Source organism: Mucilaginibacter frigoritolerans (assembly GCF_007830615.1).
GTDB classification, from domain to species: Bacteria; Bacteroidota; Bacteroidia; order Sphingobacteriales; family Sphingobacteriaceae; genus Mucilaginibacter; species Mucilaginibacter frigoritolerans.
Genome location: NZ_VLLI01000019.1, coordinates 53,827 through 69,762, shown reverse-complemented (window position 1 = coordinate 69,762; position 15,936 = coordinate 53,827). Strand labels below are relative to the sequence as shown.

Annotated in this window: 12 protein-coding genes and 1 tRNA gene; 6 read left to right on the top strand and 7 right to left on the bottom strand. The window is 37.4% G+C overall.

Annotation, left to right across the window (positions count from 1 at the left end; all coding sequences use genetic code 11):
* Window positions 1–13: 13 nt before the first annotated feature.
* From cdaA to JN11_RS23040, 3 genes are all read right to left on the bottom strand, one after another.
* Window positions 14–805: a diadenylate cyclase CdaA gene (cdaA, locus tag JN11_RS23050; RefSeq protein ID WP_144916522.1), complete on the bottom strand. Its 792-nt coding sequence runs from the start codon at window positions 803–805 to the stop codon at window positions 14–16.
* Between the two features lie 126 nt (window positions 806–931).
* On the bottom strand, window positions 932–1,984 hold the full coding sequence (locus tag JN11_RS23045; protein ID WP_144916521.1) for a TerC family protein: 1,053 nt from the start codon (window positions 1,982–1,984) through the stop codon (window positions 932–934).
* A gap of 3 nt (window positions 1,985–1,987) precedes the next feature.
* Window positions 1,988–2,959, bottom strand: a complete 972-nt coding sequence (locus tag JN11_RS23040) for a polyprenyl synthetase family protein (RefSeq protein WP_144916519.1) — start codon at window positions 2,957–2,959, stop codon at window positions 1,988–1,990.
* Window positions 2,960–3,192: 233 nt separating this feature from the next.
* On the opposite strand from JN11_RS23040, the gene JN11_RS23035 reads away from it, so the two are divergent.
* The gene (locus JN11_RS23035; RefSeq protein WP_144916517.1) at window positions 3,193–3,516 is read left to right on the top strand and encodes a hypothetical protein; all 324 of its coding nucleotides are present in this window, start codon (window positions 3,193–3,195) and stop codon (window positions 3,514–3,516) included.
* A gap of 112 nt (window positions 3,517–3,628) precedes the next feature.
* Window positions 3,629–3,716 (top strand) — tRNA-Ser (locus tag JN11_RS23030).
* A gap of 151 nt (window positions 3,717–3,867) precedes the next feature.
* On the opposite strand, the gene JN11_RS23025 is transcribed toward JN11_RS23030, so the two are convergent.
* From JN11_RS23025 to JN11_RS23015, 3 genes are all read right to left on the bottom strand, one after another.
* Window positions 3,868–6,690 (bottom strand): lantibiotic dehydratase, encoded by a 2,823-nt coding sequence (locus tag JN11_RS23025; RefSeq protein ID WP_144916516.1) that lies wholly within the window; start codon window positions 6,688–6,690, stop codon window positions 3,868–3,870.
* 3 nt (window positions 6,691–6,693) lie between these two features.
* A complete protein-coding gene (locus tag JN11_RS23020; protein ID WP_144916514.1) occupies window positions 6,694–7,761 on the bottom strand; it encodes a sensor histidine kinase in 1,068 nt (355 codons plus the stop codon).
* A gap of 217 nt (window positions 7,762–7,978) precedes the next feature.
* Complete coding sequence (locus tag JN11_RS23015; protein ID WP_144916512.1) at window positions 7,979–8,707, bottom strand: LytR/AlgR family response regulator transcription factor; 729 nt, start codon at window positions 8,705–8,707, stop codon at window positions 7,979–7,981.
* A gap of 254 nt (window positions 8,708–8,961) precedes the next feature.
* Between JN11_RS23015 and JN11_RS23010 the strand changes: the two genes are divergently transcribed.
* Both JN11_RS23010 and JN11_RS23005 read left to right on the top strand, forming a co-directional pair.
* Window positions 8,962–11,322, top strand: a complete 2,361-nt coding sequence (locus tag JN11_RS23010; RefSeq protein ID WP_170227837.1) for an outer membrane beta-barrel family protein — start codon at window positions 8,962–8,964, stop codon at window positions 11,320–11,322.
* Between the two features lie 106 nt (window positions 11,323–11,428).
* Window positions 11,429–11,677 (top strand): hypothetical protein, encoded by a 249-nt coding sequence (locus JN11_RS23005; protein WP_144916509.1) that lies wholly within the window; start codon window positions 11,429–11,431, stop codon window positions 11,675–11,677.
* A gap of 161 nt (window positions 11,678–11,838) precedes the next feature.
* Here JN11_RS23005 and JN11_RS24565 read toward each other — a convergent pair whose 3' ends face one another.
* The gene (locus tag JN11_RS24565) at window positions 11,839–11,997 is read right to left on the bottom strand and encodes a hypothetical protein (protein WP_170227836.1); all 159 of its coding nucleotides are present in this window, start codon (window positions 11,995–11,997) and stop codon (window positions 11,839–11,841) included.
* 65 nt (window positions 11,998–12,062) lie between these two features.
* Here JN11_RS24565 and JN11_RS23000 point away from each other — a divergent pair, with 65 nt between their 5' ends.
* Window positions 12,063–13,358 carry a radical SAM/SPASM domain-containing protein gene (locus JN11_RS23000; protein ID WP_144916508.1) on the top strand — a complete coding sequence of 432 codons (1,296 nt, stop codon included), beginning with the start codon at window positions 12,063–12,065 and terminating at the stop codon, window positions 13,356–13,358.
* Complete coding sequence (locus JN11_RS22995) at window positions 13,345–15,561, top strand: peptidase domain-containing ABC transporter (RefSeq protein WP_144916506.1); 2,217 nt, start codon at window positions 13,345–13,347, stop codon at window positions 15,559–15,561. Before JN11_RS23000 ends, JN11_RS22995 begins: the two co-directional genes overlap by 14 nt.
* Window positions 15,562–15,936 lie beyond the last annotated feature (375 nt).

Here is a 15,936-nt window from a genome sequence, read left to right as displayed (position 1 = left end):
ATAACGTTTAATATTAAAAATCCTTATTCAGCAGTTTTTCCAGTTCAGCAAAGCTGATATTCATTTTAACACGGCCCTGCCTGGCGTAAGAGATCTCACCTGTTTCTTCTGATACAATAATAGCCGTAGCATCATTGGTTTCGGTAACACCGATACCGGCCCGATGGCGAAGGCCAAACTGCGCCGGAAGATCTGTTTTTTCGGTAAGCGGTAAGATACAGCTGGCCGATTTAATTTTGTTTTCGGCAATTACTACCGCACCATCATGCAGCGGACTGTTTTTTTGGAAGATGCTTTCCAGCAGGCGTTTGGATATTTTGCCTTCTATTACTTCGCAACTGTTTTGATAAAATTGCTCATCGTAATATTTAGCAAACACAATGAGGGCGCCTGTACGGGTTTGCTTCATGCTTTTGCAGGCATCAATAATAGGTTTGATACGGGCGTAGTTATCTTTCTCAGCCTCGGCTTTGCCAAAAAAATACTGCCACCAGGCCTTATTGCGTTGTAGTGATGCATTTTTCCCTACCAGGAGCAGAAATCGCCGCACCTCCTGCTGAAACACAATGATGATGGCAATAATACCCACATTTACAAATTGCTGTAATATGCCGGTAAGCAGCCGCATTTGCAATCCCCTTACCACGTAGTACAGGCAAAATATAATGGCTAAACCTATAAAAATATTGGCAGCAATGGTGCCCCTTATTAAATTGTACAACTGGTAAATCAGAATGGCTACCAGAACCACATCCAGAATATCAAAAAATGTAAATTTAAACAGGCTGAGATTGAAAAATTGCATCTACTAAGTTAAGAAGATTGTATGAGATAGGCGATTTGAGCGGAGAGATTAGCTTATTTTAATTTAGAAATGACAAAACATACAGCTTAGCCAATTATTTATAGCACGTGGGGCACGTAAAAAGTATCAGTTGCTTTTTAATTCTTTTTTGGGAAATAACAGGGACGCAATAACACTTATTACCAATATGGCAAGGATAACCAGCAATGAGTTGGTGGTATCGAGACCAATTTTATCTACATAATTTGCGGCCAGCATTTTAAGGCCGATAAAGGTTAGCAGGGCTGCCAGGCCAATTTTTAGATAGTGAAACTTATCAATAATATTAACCAGCAAAAAGAACATGGAACGTAGGCCCAGTATAGCAAATATGTTAGAGAAGAAAACAATATAAGGATCTTTAGTAACCGAAAATATAGCCGGAATTGAATCTACCGCGAAAACCAGGTCGGTAACCTCAATAATCAGCAGGACTAAAAAGAGTGGGGTAATATATTTTTTATGATCTATCCGCACAAAAAACCTGTTGCCTGAAAAATGAGGATGAACGGCAAAGTATTTGGACGCAAACTTTACGATGGTATGATTTTGCGGATCAACTTTTTCTTCCTTATCCTTGTTTAAGTACATCATTACCCCGGTATAAACCAAGAATGCTCCGAACAGGTAAAGTACCCAATGGAATTGGCTGATTAATGTGGCACCCACAAAGATAAAAGCGAACCGCATAATAATGGCGCCGATTATCCCCCAAAAAAGAACTTTATGGTAATGCTTGGGCTCTACAGCAAATGCAGTAAAGATCAGTACAATTACAAAAATATTATCAACCGATAAAGCATACTCCACCACATAGCCGGTTATAAATTCCATAGCCAGGTTTTTGTTGTAGGCTTTTAAGCCTCCGGTAAAATCATGGGGGTTTAAGGGCAGGTTGTGGAAGTTGTCAATATTAATCTGCTTCAGGGCAGCAAAGCTGTTTACATGGTGTAGCAGATGGCCATAGTTGTAAATAAGGGTATAAAAGCTAAGTGCAAAAGCTATCCACACTACACTCATCAGGGCTGCCTTTTTTGTGCTTACAGGCTTTTCGGGGCTGGAGAACAAACCAAGGTCAAGCGCGAGCATAACCAGGATAAAAACAATAAAGCCGGATACAAAAATCAGCTCGCTTTGCATGGTTTATTTATTACGTTCGGTAGTAAAACGTACCAGTTGCTCTAATCCCAGGCGGGCCTCACCTTCGGGGAAAGTGTTTAATATCTCAAAAGCCTCGTCCTGGTATTTTTTCATCTGCGTTTCGGCATATTCCAGTCCGCCGCTTTCCTTAACAAAGTTAATGATACGGGCTATTTTGGCAGGATCATCATTATGGTTCTTCACCAGGTTGATCATTTCCTTTTTAACCTTTGAATTGCTGTTGTTAAGCGAATATATTAAAGGCAGGGTCACTTTTTTCTCTTTAATATCGATGCCTAAAGGTTTGCCCACATCGTCGGTACCAAAATCAAACATATCATCCTTAATTTGGAAGGCGATACCGATCTTTTCACCAAAAAGGCGCATTTTTTCAATGGTAGCATCATCGGCACCGGCAGAAGCGGCCCCGCACTCACAACAGGATGCAATAAGCGATGCTGTTTTTTGGCGGATAACCTCGTAATAAATGGGCTCTTCAATATCCATTTTACGCACCTTTTCAACCTGCAGTAATTCGCCCTCAATCATCTGGCGCATTGCTTCCGATACAATTTTCAGGAACCTGAAATCATCATGCTTGATAGATAACAACAAACCCTTTGATAGCAGGAAGTCGCCTACTAAAACGGCTATTTTGTTTTTCCAGAGGGCATTGATAGAGAAAAAGCTGCGGCGTTGATAGGAGTTGTCTACCACATCATCATGTATCAGGGTGGCGGTATGTAAAAGCTCAACCAAAGCGGCACCACGGTGGGTTGACTCGTTTATGCCTCCGCAAATACTTGCAGAAAAAAACACGAACATGGGCCTTATCTGCTTCCCTTTACGCTTAACAATATAGTGGGTAATACGATCAAGCAACGGCACTGAGCTTTGCATGGAAGATTTAAACTTCCCTTCAAAAACATCAATATCGGCGGCTATGGGTTTTTTAATCTCGTTGATGCTCAGCATTGAAACAAAACGCTCTTTTAGTTATATGGCCGTATCACCGGCATTCAGCAGCAAACATAAGTTAAAATTATTTATCTGCATTAACGCCCGGCGAATTTATGTTGATGCCATGACCGGAACCTGCTTTTAACAATGCGCTCATATGGCAATCAGCATCAGCTATATTTTTAGTTTAATTAAACCAATGGCCTTGTTTTTACTCTATTATTATAACAACACTAAAAAAGTAAAAAATGAAAATCAAAATATTTGGAGGGTTATTAATAGCTGCATTAGCTGTTACCTCAATGGCTCAGGCACAAACTCATACCCCTGTTATTAATCACAGAGAGCATAATCAAAACCGCAGGATTAATCGGGGTGTACGAAGCGGTGAGCTTACGCGTAACGAAACCCATCACCTGCGCAATGATGAACGACACATCCAGAATCAGAAAATGCGCGATAAGGCCAGTGGCCATGTAACTTATGCCGAACGCAGACAGTTGCGTCATGAAGAAAATCGTACCAGTCGTGCAATTTACCGCGATAAGCACAACGACCGGGTAAGATCATAAGTTTTAGTATAGGTTTAATGTTTAATGGAGCGTTCTGTGCTGATAAGCCGGGACGCTTTTTTATTGCAGCGGATAGCAATATTATTTTACCTTTGCAATCCTAAATAAAACAGGAGAGGTGTCTGAGTGGTCGAAAGAGCACGCCTGGAAAGTGTGTATACTTCAAAAGGGTATCGAGGGTTCGAATCCCTCCCTCTCCGCAAAGTAGTAGTCAAAAAAGGTTAAAAACGCTTAAAATCACTGATTTTAGGCGTTTTTGCGTTTAGGGCCCTCCAAATTCGACCATAATTTCTCAATCTGATCGAGACCTATTGCCATCACTCATTATGTTATTAGAATTATTCGGAGGATTCATAATAATGCATTTTTGCTGATAAAATAATTACGCTTCGACGTCGAGCAAAGATAGTTGTAAATGATTAGCTCATGTATTCGCTGGTCATTGCTATAAAGACGGTTTACATGCATGTGGAACAAATCAATCACTAACTTTTCCCGTTTTTCAATCTCTGCTGCATTTAAGGCTTTCGTCATAGCATTGATACATCGGTCAAAAACCCTTCTTGGGATTATCTCAATAGATTGGTCAGAGTTTATTTTCACGAATTGTTTAAATCCCTCATTGACTCTTCGAAACGCCGGAGCCGACATATTAAATTCAACAGCAAATGAGTCCGCAACTTTCGCTAAAAACCTAATCCGACGTTGGTGATCGTAAGTAAGTTTATCTAATATTGCCTCCATCAAACGCATTGATAAGAAATAGCGCTGATTATTAGTATATTGAGAATCGATTGCGGCAAGCGAAAGCTTGCTATCCTGCCAAAAGAAATTTTCTACAAGAGGCATCAGGTCTGCCTCGTATCTTTCCGCCTCAGGCCAGTATATTCTTAACTGAAGATCTGATATTATTCGATTAAGTAAGAGTGGCTTTAAGCAACCGGAAAGTTCTGCAATCAAACTATATCCATCAGAAACAGATTTAAGTTTAAAGCGTAAACGAATATGAGAAGAAGGAGAGTTGTATCGTATAAAAAACCACAATGAAATTTTTTGACGATTTCTTACCAAAAATGGCTTAAGATATTCACTTAACACAGACTCCGATGACGCATTATGAGTATAAATTTCAAAATAGACCCACTCCTGTCCCTGTAAATAAAATTTTTCAGGTTGACTAACAGAGTGGGCCGATGGCTTGAAAACCGATTGGTAAACCGGGTTTTCATGATAATAGACCAAATTAAACTCTGCTGAAAAGGTGTCGTAGTTTTGGTCGATAACATGGGAATCTTTTGGCTTGATGTACTCATCAATATAAATTACCGTTCGTCCAGAAACGAAACGGAGGAAAGAATTCAAGTCATCATTGCTATCAGCTTTGAAAACCAATTTCTGATCAGCCACTCCACAACTAAATACTTCAATCGAATTTTCCGATAGCCATTTTTTTAAGGCAATGATTGTGGATTCTGATATGGCAAGCTTTTTATGTATAAATTCACTTGGAATGAGCCATTTCGCAGGTGACATAACTACGCTTTTGTAATGCACGCGAGGGTAGTGGTCAAGGCCTGGAATAAGAGCCATAAAATCAAAAGTAAAGGATGACCTAATTCCTTGATGTTGCAAATCCGCTAAAAAACGAAACAACGATAGGTCAGAACGTACATAATTATATGCAGAGGCAATCCTGGGTATAAGGCGACGATTATGAATTTTGGATCGAATGATAATTTCCTCATCGATAACGCGAATCATAATATCATCCATCTGCAAATGAATGTTAGCAAGACAATAGGTTAAAATTGGCAATTCTGCTTGATAAAGCGATTTTCTACGATTTACATTGTCCACCCTTCTCTCGGCCATATATCCTATGTCAAAAAATATTACTTCCGGGTTGGCTTCAGCTTCAATACCGGCAATCATTTGGCCCATTTCGTTAAACTCACCACCTATCAGTGAAAAACGCCCAAGCAGGGCATTTGCTGTGCAGCCACCTAAGCGTTCAACAACTAAACCATCATTCCCCACCCGCACAATCACGCTGAATGTATTAGGCATCAGTTGTTCGGAAGATTTAGCTGGCTCAAACGAATCTAGTTGTATAACGCCTCCTTTGACAATTGCCTTCAGCAAAAATTGGTTAAGTTCTATCCAGCAAATGCTACTTTCCGGTAGGTCATTAACACACAGTTCTTTTATCGCTGCGACAAGTTCATTCTCCGTTTGATCAGTTTCTAAATTAGCATAACCTATACCGATTTCCGGATCAAGGGCTAAGGCTAAAGACACTTCTTGCATTCCAAACTTTTGAATAAACTGTTTTTTAAAATTGTCAAGATTCTTGTGGATTTTGACAGGTAAAGCTTTGATTAGCCATTCAAACGATTGTTGTAGCTCGTGAAAGTCAGCTTTTTCAAGATTTCCATATAACAACTTGCGTTCTGCAATGATGTAACTTGGGTAGTTATCATGACTTCTGAATTTTTGGCGCTCGAAATAATCATTTCCAATAATGTTAGGACGGATATCTGAAATCAACAATTGCAAATCTGCTAGCATTTTTACAAGGCTGTTTGCTTCAGGCATATTAAACGAACCTCGAGACTTCAGAAAATTAGTCAATTCTCCGATATTCCTGCTTTTACGTGCATATTCCAATATTGCAAAGATCAACTCAGAATATTCAATAGAGCTTAATTCGAACCTATTTTCGTTAAAATATATATATTTTATCCTATCGCTATGCACATATATTGTGCTGTTTGTTTGAAAAATACCGCCGTCGCCGCGCTGATTTTCCTTTTTTTTTTCAAACCATTTAACGTTAGACCAATCTAAATACCTGTGGTTTATTTGTGGGCCCAACATTAAGGACTCCTCCTTTCGACTATCTGCAATCGATACTGAAGATATTGAAGCGAGTTGTCCAAATGGTGTCGGCCTGTTTTTCGCGCGATTAAAATACTTAAAAATGGTAAAGCTGATTTTTTCGTCGATTTGTCCTAAGTCTTTAGCATTAAGAAATTTAATTTCGTCGTAAAAATTTGGTGAAGAATCACGTATCATTTCCTTTAAACTATCCCATGCCTCGTCCAACGCTATGGTCGAAGGGAAAGCTGGAACGCGGCAGACGGCACAGTTTAGTAACTTAATTGGGGATTTCATCAATTATATTTCTTTAGGAAAACTAATCGTCAAATTGACGGTAAACATTTCTCCACTCATACCATATACGAATTGATAATTATCAGGATAGTAAGTATCCAGTCTTGCTGCAATATTTTTCAAACCCTGATGCTGTGCTTTTTCGTTTGGCCAGGAAAACGAGCAAAGGTTGCTACTAGTGAAAGTTAAACATTCCTCTGTCGATATAATCTTTAACACAGCAGGCGAAGCTGGCTTACGGAGGTCACCGTGTTTAAATAAATTTTCGGTAAGTGTTAGTAATACAACTGGAATAATCAGCCGGCTATCGTCTGCAATTTCAGAAGAGAAGTCTATCTGTAAACTTTCCTCGAATCTGAGTTGATTCAGTCGAATAACGCTGTGGATTTGTTTCACTTCAGTCCCTACGGCAACATACTCTGTATGATTATCGTGCAATGAAAAAGCCATAATATCAGCTAGGGCTAGCACGGCTTCTTCAACATTTTCAGGTTTTTTCTTCGCCGCATACTTAATAAAATTCAAAGTGTTAAACAAAAGGTGCGGATTGATCTGAGCTCTGAGAAAATCCTTTTCCGCACGTAAAAGCTTGGTCTTCAGTTTTTCAGCTCTTAAGGCTGATTGGTAAGCCTTATTCCTGTTCGCGATATAATGCAGTAAAAAATAATAACCAGTCCCATAAAGCATAAAATATATGCCACGCCAAATGGTAGCTGCCACAAATGTTTTTGAAATTGGCGTCTCCTGTCCACCAATAATAAAAAAAAATATTTTTTCCGAGCAAATTATGAGTGCAAAATATAAAATCAATTCCAGGGTAATCAGCAGCGGTGTTAGCCATACTGATCTAATAGCTTTGTCCAATGCGAACGGCAATACAGATAAAGAATGAATATAAAAGAGGGAAATATTTATAGCATAAAAGAATAAGTAGCTCAATATGGGGCTAAAGTGACCCAGCAATACACCAGTTATGACAACTTCATAAAAAATGAAGATAGTCCAGCAAATAAGATGTAAACGTTTTTGTCTAACAAAAGCACGGATATTTTGATATAATATTTTCTGCATCTACTATAAAAAAAATGTCTGTGAAGACGCTCAGAGATACTATTGAAAAAAAACAATAGTTATTATGAAAGCGTCAAAAAAAATCCCAAATCTCAAAAGAAAAAAACATTTTACATTTATCCGAAAAAATGTTTCTGGTTGCATCCTTCCAGAAACAACCGACCCAACTACAGCGACGGCAACGACGGTGACAACAACGCACTTTTGGTAAGGCCAGCTACAGATTATTTAATGTGCGTTTCAAGATGTATTCTTGAAACGCACTTCTATAGCTTCTACCTATCCCCAATGGAGCATTGTTCGATAAATATACCATATTACCATTAACCTGCCGAATGTGATTAGTGGAAATTATCATTGATTTATTTATTCGAAAAAATAGGTCAGTTCGTCCAAGTTTTTGTAAAATTTCTGTTAGCCCCATGTACGTAATGAGTTTATCTCTTTCTGTATAAATAATAACATAGTTCAGCAGTCCTTCAATGTAGATGATATCATTGTAATTAACTTTGATAAAATTGTTTTTGGAATTTCCTTTGATAAAAAGAACATCGTCTTCTTTTTGTTGTGCCTGTCCGACAGAAGGCAACTTTGCAATAAGTTCATCCACTTTTTGTACAAAATTCCCTTGGCTGACCGGTTTAAGCAAGTAAGCACTTGCGCTAACTCCATATGCGTCTAGGGCAAATTCACTATGTGCTGAAACAAAGATCAAAAAATGGCAATATTTTCTTAAGACTAGTGCAGCATCTATGCCGTTCAATCCGGGCATGTTAATGTCTGAGAATACAAAATCAACCGGACCGTGATTTTGTAAAAAATCAATGGCTTCAGATGTATCCATGAATGTTTTAATCACATGTAAACTGGATAAACAATGCGTCAGCTCTTTAAGCTCGGAGATGGCATGCGGTTCATCGTCGATAATGATGCACTTTAATTCCATATAAGCTGATTAGGTTTTATAGGTCATAAATGTAATTAAAGCTAATATAATATAATAAAACATGCAGTTGGTATAATTTTTTAGCTTACTATGAAAATATAAACAACTTTCAAAGTAAGAAAAGTGGTGAGTCCGGCCTGCGGTGATATTAAGAAATATATGTCTTTTTAAGTATTAAACTATGAGAATGGTGGTGCCTAGAAACAATGATTTTTTATGTCGCTAAAAATTTATCAGCATATCAAAAACATCCTGTGAAAATATCTATCATATTCTTTTTAATTTTTTTATTGATTATCAAAGTACATTATTCTTATGCGCAAGAGTATTCCATTAGCGGAAAAGTTTTAGACAATGCAAACAAGCCGGTAAGCTTTATAAACGTTGTTTTGAGAAATGATAGCCTAAAGGGCGGCAAGACGATAACTGACACTGCCGGAATTTTTACGTTAAAGGTTACGAAGGGTAACTATACTTTGTTATTCGAGCAATTCGGTCACCCGCTCCTAACCAAACAGATAACAATTGAAAGTGATCAAAATCTGGGAAACATCATAATCGACGAGGTTGTGATGTTAAAATCCGTAGATATAACAGCCCGTAAAAACTTAATAGAACGTAAGGTTGACAGACTAGTGGTGAATGTAGAAAATCTTCCGAGTTCTCAGGGTACCGATGCGATCGGCGTTTTGCAAAATACACCACTGGTTAACGCCGACGAAAATTCAGGAATCTCTATCGTTGGAAAGGGGGCAGTTTCAATAATGGTTAATGACCGTATGATTTATCTATCTGGTATCGAGCTAATAAATTATTTAAAGTCAATTAAATCGGAAAATATCGCTAAAGTAGAAGTTATTACTACTCCTCCAGCGAAATACGATGCACAAGGTAATGGTGGAATTATAAATATCTTATTAAAGAAAAACCCTTATCTGGGGTGGAATGGTAGTTATACCGCATCGTTTAGCCAGGCAACCAAAAGCGGGTTCGGTAATAACTTCAACTTGAACTATCAAAGTTCTAAGATTAGTTCGACATTAATATTGAAGCAATCGGATAATCCGGTCACTGTTAGCGGATACAACGACATCATAGGTACCACCAGCGTATTAACAAATTATAACAGTAGCAACAAAAGCTCATTATATGGAGCAACATATACTCTTGACTATAAGATAGATAATAAGACAACAATTGGGCTTTATGCGGATTACAACAAAACGAGTACGGATAGAAGCATGCTTTACAATTTGAAATATCTTACAAATAGCTCACTTGACTCGACCCTCAATACACGCTCGCTTCAGAATGGTACAAGCGATATTTTTCAATCCAACTTATATGCATCCAGAAAAATAGGCGAGAATGGCAAAAAAGTAGAATTTAACGCTAACTTATTAACTACGAACCCTTATAATACCGTCAACTTCATTACTGGTAATTTATCGGATGGCAATATAAATCAAGTATTGACACAAAATCAGTTGAATTATCGGATATATTCAGGTCAGGTTGATTTTACCCTGCCTTATAATTGGATACTGATTGAAACCGGCGGAAAATTTACCCGCTTTATTAATAAATCAAGCCAAGACTATTACAACATCATAAATGGTGAATCATCATTTGATTATAATAACAGCGATGATTTTTCTTACCGTGAAAACAACATTGCCGGGTATATCAGCGCGAGCAAAAAACTAAGCAAGCTATGGACGATCAAGGCTGGCTTAAGATATGAATATACGTTCATTAACGACTATTCGCAGACACTTGCACAACCAAACAGCGACCAATACGGTAAATTATTCCCTACTTTTTATCTAACATTTACTCCCAATCAAAATAATACCTTCTATTTGAATTATTCAGAAAGGATTAACCGGCCTAATTTTAGCCTGTTAAACCCTTTTAGGAATTACTCGAATCCTTATATTTATTATGCAGGCAATCCTGAATTACAGCCATCCTACACTCACAACTTAGAATTCGGTTATACAAGAAGTAAAATAAATCTCACCGTCTATGGCAGTGTTTGGACTAATGGAAACGCTTATATAACGCAATTAGAAAATGGAGTTCAAATAAATACTCAAGCAAACTACATTACTCAAAAATCTGTAGGTACATCTTTATTTTATAATGACTTCTTTTTTAATGTTTGGGGATTCACGCCAAGCATGAACTTGAGTTATATGACATCGCAAACCAGTATTTCAAATACTGTCGCAAAAAATGGGGTGTCAGCATACGCCAACATATTCAATTCCGTAAATATAAACAAATCTAAAACTGTCACTGCACTTCTTAGCTATAATGAATTTTTCGGCAACTACAGTGGCAATATCAGGAATTACTCGAGGGGCAATTTGAGTACTGGGTTGAAAATTTCCTTACTGGACAGGACATTACAAATGAACCTAGCTATAAACGATTTACTAAAACAACAATACAGCCACGGCGAAGCTTTTTATACAACCTTTTATCAGGAGTATAAAAACTATGCAGACGCTCGAAAACTAACATTATCTGTAACCTATTCTTTCGGAAATAAAAAGGTAAAGACGAATAATAGGAACGTAAAATTCGACGACAAGGGTCGGGCAAATTAATTCGATTTATTCGCGATTCTGATAAGTGTACATAGTCAGGGTAGTGCTTAAATAACGCTTTGATTCAAAGCAAATATTAGTTCAATAATTTTAAAAATTTAAAGAAATGGAAAAAAAAGAACTCAGTAAGGTTTTCCATACCATGTTTTCCGATACCAATATAGTAGAGGATAACGAAAATGGAAGATTAAAGGGCGGTTTCGCGACGCTATCGTCAAGCCAAATGTTAAAGTTAAAGGGTGGTGTCGACGCTACCAACAATGGTAACTGCGGCAACTGTGGCAATTGCGGTTGTCCACCACCGGACAACAACGGTAACTGTGGCAATTGCGGTACTTGCAACCCGGCTAGTTAATTTATGTAAAGGGGCTGACTCTATTGTACAAAGAAGAAGCCCCTTTTTTAAGCTTTTAATTGATTGTCTTAAATTTTAAAGAAATGGAAAGAAAACAAATGATCGAGATTTTTGACGCAATCTTCTCACATGTACAGCTTGCTGTAGCTAAAAGCAAAACTTTAAAGGAAAGCTTTGCTACCCCAGTTCCAAGCAATTGCTAAATAAAGAAAGATCTCAGGTAAAAAAAGCAAACACAGGAATTGCCGTTGGCCGCCCGATGACAATATTGCCAACTGCTTAAACTGTGGGAACTGCGGCGGTATTTGTGATTTATCCATTTAACGAAATATTAATTAGAGCTTTTAAAATGACAACTCTTATTCACCATTAAAAATTATATTCCATGAAAATTAGTAGATATAATACGTTCTTTCCTTATGAGGATAAAATCATAGGTTTCAATGCATTAAAAAATGACTTTATTATTTTGATGCCAGAGTTATATGAAATGCTTAAATCAGCAATCCACTTTAAAAACTTAGATGAGTTAAAAGACATTCATGAAGATTTTTACAATCATCTTGTCGATAAGGGTTTTATTGTTGATATAGATTTTGATGAACTCAACGAAGTGAAAAGGATGGTTCAAGAGGTCGATCATGAAAATGAACACGTATTTCAATTAACCATAAATCCAACTATGAATTGTAACTTCAAATGCTGGTATTGTTACGAAACACACATCAGACAATCCAAAATGAATGTTGATGTGATTTCATCAGTTGGGAAACTGATGCAAAAAATTGTCGATGAAAAAAAAGATCTCAGGGCGTTCTCAATAAATTGGTTTGGCGGTGAACCTTTATTGTACTTCGATACAACTGTGGTGCCAATTCTTGAAAAGGCCTGTGAAATAATGAATGGAAAGGGAATAGCGTTTGGTACCGGTTTTACAACGAATGGTTTTTTATTAAATCAGGAGAAGCTTGATAAGTGTAAAAAGCTTAATGTTCAAAGTTTTCAAATTACTTTAGATGGTCATAGGGAACGGCACAATCAGGTGAGATTCGTCTCGGAAAACAGGGGCTCTTATGACGAAATTATAAGTAATATCAAACTGGCTGCAAGTAATGGTTTCAGGGTAACTGTACGACTCAATATTTCAAAAGAAACTTTAAACGAAGGCATTATGAGGATAGCTGCGGATTTCCTGGATTTAAACATGGAAACTCGCGAAAAACTATTCTTTTCATTCCATGAAGTTTGGCAAAATGAAAAGGACTTATCCAGGGACATCCAAGATGTAGTTAAATATTTTAGGGAATGGGGTTTTAACACTAGCTTTAAAGCAACTTGGGATTTTGTTAGGGAATCATGCTATGCCGATAAAAGGAACCATGCCACTATAAATTATAACGGGGACCTATTCAAATGCACGGCACGCGATTTCGAGACTGCAAATAGGGAAGGTCATATTGATAGCGAGGGCAATCTCATCTGGAATGAAAAATACGAGCGCCGAATGAACTCGAAATTTAAAAACAAACCATGCCTAGAATGCAGAATTATGCCAATATGCAACGGCGGCTGTTCTCAGCAGGCTATTGAACATGAGAATATTGACTATTGTGTCAATGGCTTTGATGAAGAGAAAAAAACAAGTTTAATTAGGGAGAAGTTTTTCTATGCGATCAGTTAAACAAAAATTCATTCCTCAAAAGGATTATATGGACTGCGGCCCAGCCTGCCTGGCCATGGTTGCGGCGTCATATGGAAAGGATATCGGCGTTCAATACATCCGCGACAAAAGCTATCTAACCCGTGATGGTGTTTCATTGATGGGAATAACAGAAGCCGCTGAGGAAATCGGATTTAAAAGTTTCGCTGCTGAAGTAGATACTTCCGCCATTTCAGATGAGTTTTTACCTTGCATCCTGCATTGGAATCAAAATCATTTTGTTGTACTGTACCAGGTTTACCGTCGTTTTACAAGCCGAAAAATTTATTTTAAAATAGCGGATCCGGCACATGGAATAATTTCGCTATCCGAGGAGAAATTTAAAAAATCGTGGATCGTCGGAGACGACAAAGGTGTCGCATTGTTTTTGAGACCTACCACTGCCTTCTATGAGAAAACCCTTCCAAAAGAAGAGACCCTATCAATTAAGCATTTGATCAATTATCTTACTCCATTCAAAAAACAAATGTTTTGGATGATGCTGTTATTATTATTGGGCACACTTACGACTTTTGTGTTTCCAGTTTTAACGCAGCGTCTCATTGACGATGGAGTGAGTAAGAAAAATTTAACCATTATTTCCTATATACTGCTTGCTCAGTTAGTGTTCTTTTTAGGTAATATCATTTTTGGCGTTCTGCGAAATTGGATTGCCCTGATTGTTGGAACTAAAATTAACATTAAGATTATATCTGATTTTCTAAAAAGACTTTTGGCACTCCCAATTCGTTTTTTTGACACAAAATTAATGGGAGACTTCAATCAACGTATTCAGGACCACGAGCGGATAGAGAATTTCCTCACATCTCAAAGTCTTTTAACATTATTTTCCATTGTAACTTTTTCCGTTTTTTTTGCTTTTCTATGGTTTTATGATTTTCGAATACTGGTGGTATATGTTTCGTTGACCGCCATTTCTGTATTTTGGTCGCTGTTCTGGATGCGAAAGAGGAGAATTTTAGATTATTTTCGATTCCAGCAAAGAATTGAGAATCAGCAATCAATTTATGAAATAGTTGATGGGGTTTCAGAAATGAAACTCAATCAGTTTGAAGACTATAAAAGAAAAGAATGGGAGGAAATCCAACAAAGGCTGTTCGATATAAACGTTCGTATTTTGAAGTTTGAACAGGTGCAAACATCGGGTTTTGAGTTTATAAATCAGCTGAAAAATATTTTGGTAACTTTCTTGGCTGCCACGTTTGTCGTTCAGGGGCATATGTCTTTAGGAGCACTATTAAGTGTTTCATATATTATCGGGCAAATGAATTCACCGGTTTTTCAGCTGATCAGTTTTTTTCGGTCAGCGCAGGATGCGAAACTGAGCCTTCTGCGTCTTAGCGAGGTTCAAAATCATCCCGTAGAAGAGCAGGAGCAATTAATTTTATTGTTTGAAAACAAATTCGGGAATAACGGCTCCATAAAAAAAGGGATTGACATTAAGAATATTTCTTTTCAATATGAGGGACCTCAATCGCCATTTGTATTAAAGGATATAGATATTTTGATACCGGAGGGAAAGGTTACAGCGATAGTAGGCGCCAGTGGAAGCGGAAAAACAACATTGTTGAAAATTCTTTTGAAATTTTACGAGCCAATCCTCGGGGACATTATATTTGGTGATATTAATTTAAAAGATATTTCGCCAACCAGCCTAAGAAAGAATTGTGGAGTAGTTATGCAGGATGGTTATATTTTTTCCGACAGTATAGAAAGGAACATAGCCACGGGAGATGAAATCATCAACTATGAAAAGCTTGAAAAAGCGATTGATATAGCCAATCTAAACGAGTTTATCAAAGAATTGCCACTTGGTCTAAAAACGAGAGTAGGTTCAAAAGGTAATGGCATTTCGGGAGGTCAAAAGCAAAGAATTCTTATTGCTCGAGCAGTTTACAAAGACCCGCACTATATTTTCCTTGATGAAGCAACATCTTCTTTGGACGCAGAAAATGAAAAAATTATTCATGACAAATTACAAGCTTTTTTCAAAAGCAAAACTGTAATAATCATTGCGCATAGACTGTCAACTGTAAAAAAAGCTGACCAAATCTTGGTCATGAAGCAAGGAACTATTGTTGAGACTGGTAATCATCGCGAGTTAGTTGAATCTAGGAATGAATATTTCGATCTCGTTAAAAATCAGTTAGAGTTAGGCAATTGATGCGCTCAACGCACAACTTTCTAATCCGCACTGCACATACTGGTCAATAATATCTGATTAAAAGGTGGCTTGTTAACGGATGGTTATAACTTACCACGAAATGAAATCATCCTTCAACCCATCAATCATAAACCTGAGAGGTGCATGACAAAACTCCCTTTTTTTACTTTAAAGTCAAAAACATGATTGCGGTAACGTTTCAAGAAGACAGAATTGCTTAAGCAAGTACCATATAATCGTTTTCAAGATGATACATTTATTTATGGAGTAAATAAGTTAACCTCCAGCAATATTAGCGGCCTCGCTAACAAACTGAAGCACTTTTGCTTTTATCCAATTAGATGCTCAGCTGATTATAATTAGGTTACTCAAAAG

Bases quoted from the DNA above. Each gene is read 5' to 3' on its own strand.
- JN11_RS23020 (WP_144916514.1), bottom strand. From the start codon at position 7,761: ATGCAGAAAATATTATATCAAAATATCCGTGCTTTTGTTAGACAAAAA.
- JN11_RS23005 (WP_144916509.1), top strand. From the start codon at position 11,429: ATGGAAAAAAAAGAACTCAGTAAGGTTTTCCATACCATGTTTTCCGAT.
- JN11_RS22995 (WP_144916506.1), top strand. From the start codon at position 13,345: ATGCGATCAGTTAAACAAAAATTCATTCCTCAAAAGGATTATATGGAC.
- JN11_RS23045 (WP_144916521.1), bottom strand. From the start codon at position 1,984: ATGCAAAGCGAGCTGATTTTTGTATCCGGCTTTATTGTTTTTATCCTG.
- JN11_RS23025 (WP_144916516.1), bottom strand. From the start codon at position 6,690: ATGAAATCCCCAATTAAGTTACTAAACTGTGCCGTCTGCCGCGTTCCA.
- JN11_RS24565 (WP_170227836.1), bottom strand. From the start codon at position 11,997: ATGGATAAATCACAAATACCGCCGCAGTTCCCACAGTTTAAGCAGTTG.
- JN11_RS23040 (WP_144916519.1), bottom strand. From the start codon at position 2,959: ATGCTGAGCATCAACGAGATTAAAAAACCCATAGCCGCCGATATTGAT.
- JN11_RS23000 (WP_144916508.1), top strand. From the start codon at position 12,063: ATGAAAATTAGTAGATATAATACGTTCTTTCCTTATGAGGATAAAATC.
- cdaA (WP_144916522.1), bottom strand. From the start codon at position 805: ATGCAATTTTTCAATCTCAGCCTGTTTAAATTTACATTTTTTGATATT.
- JN11_RS23035 (WP_144916517.1), top strand. From the start codon at position 3,193: ATGAAAATCAAAATATTTGGAGGGTTATTAATAGCTGCATTAGCTGTT.
- JN11_RS23015 (WP_144916512.1), bottom strand. From the start codon at position 8,707: ATGGAATTAAAGTGCATCATTATCGACGATGAACCGCATGCCATCTCC.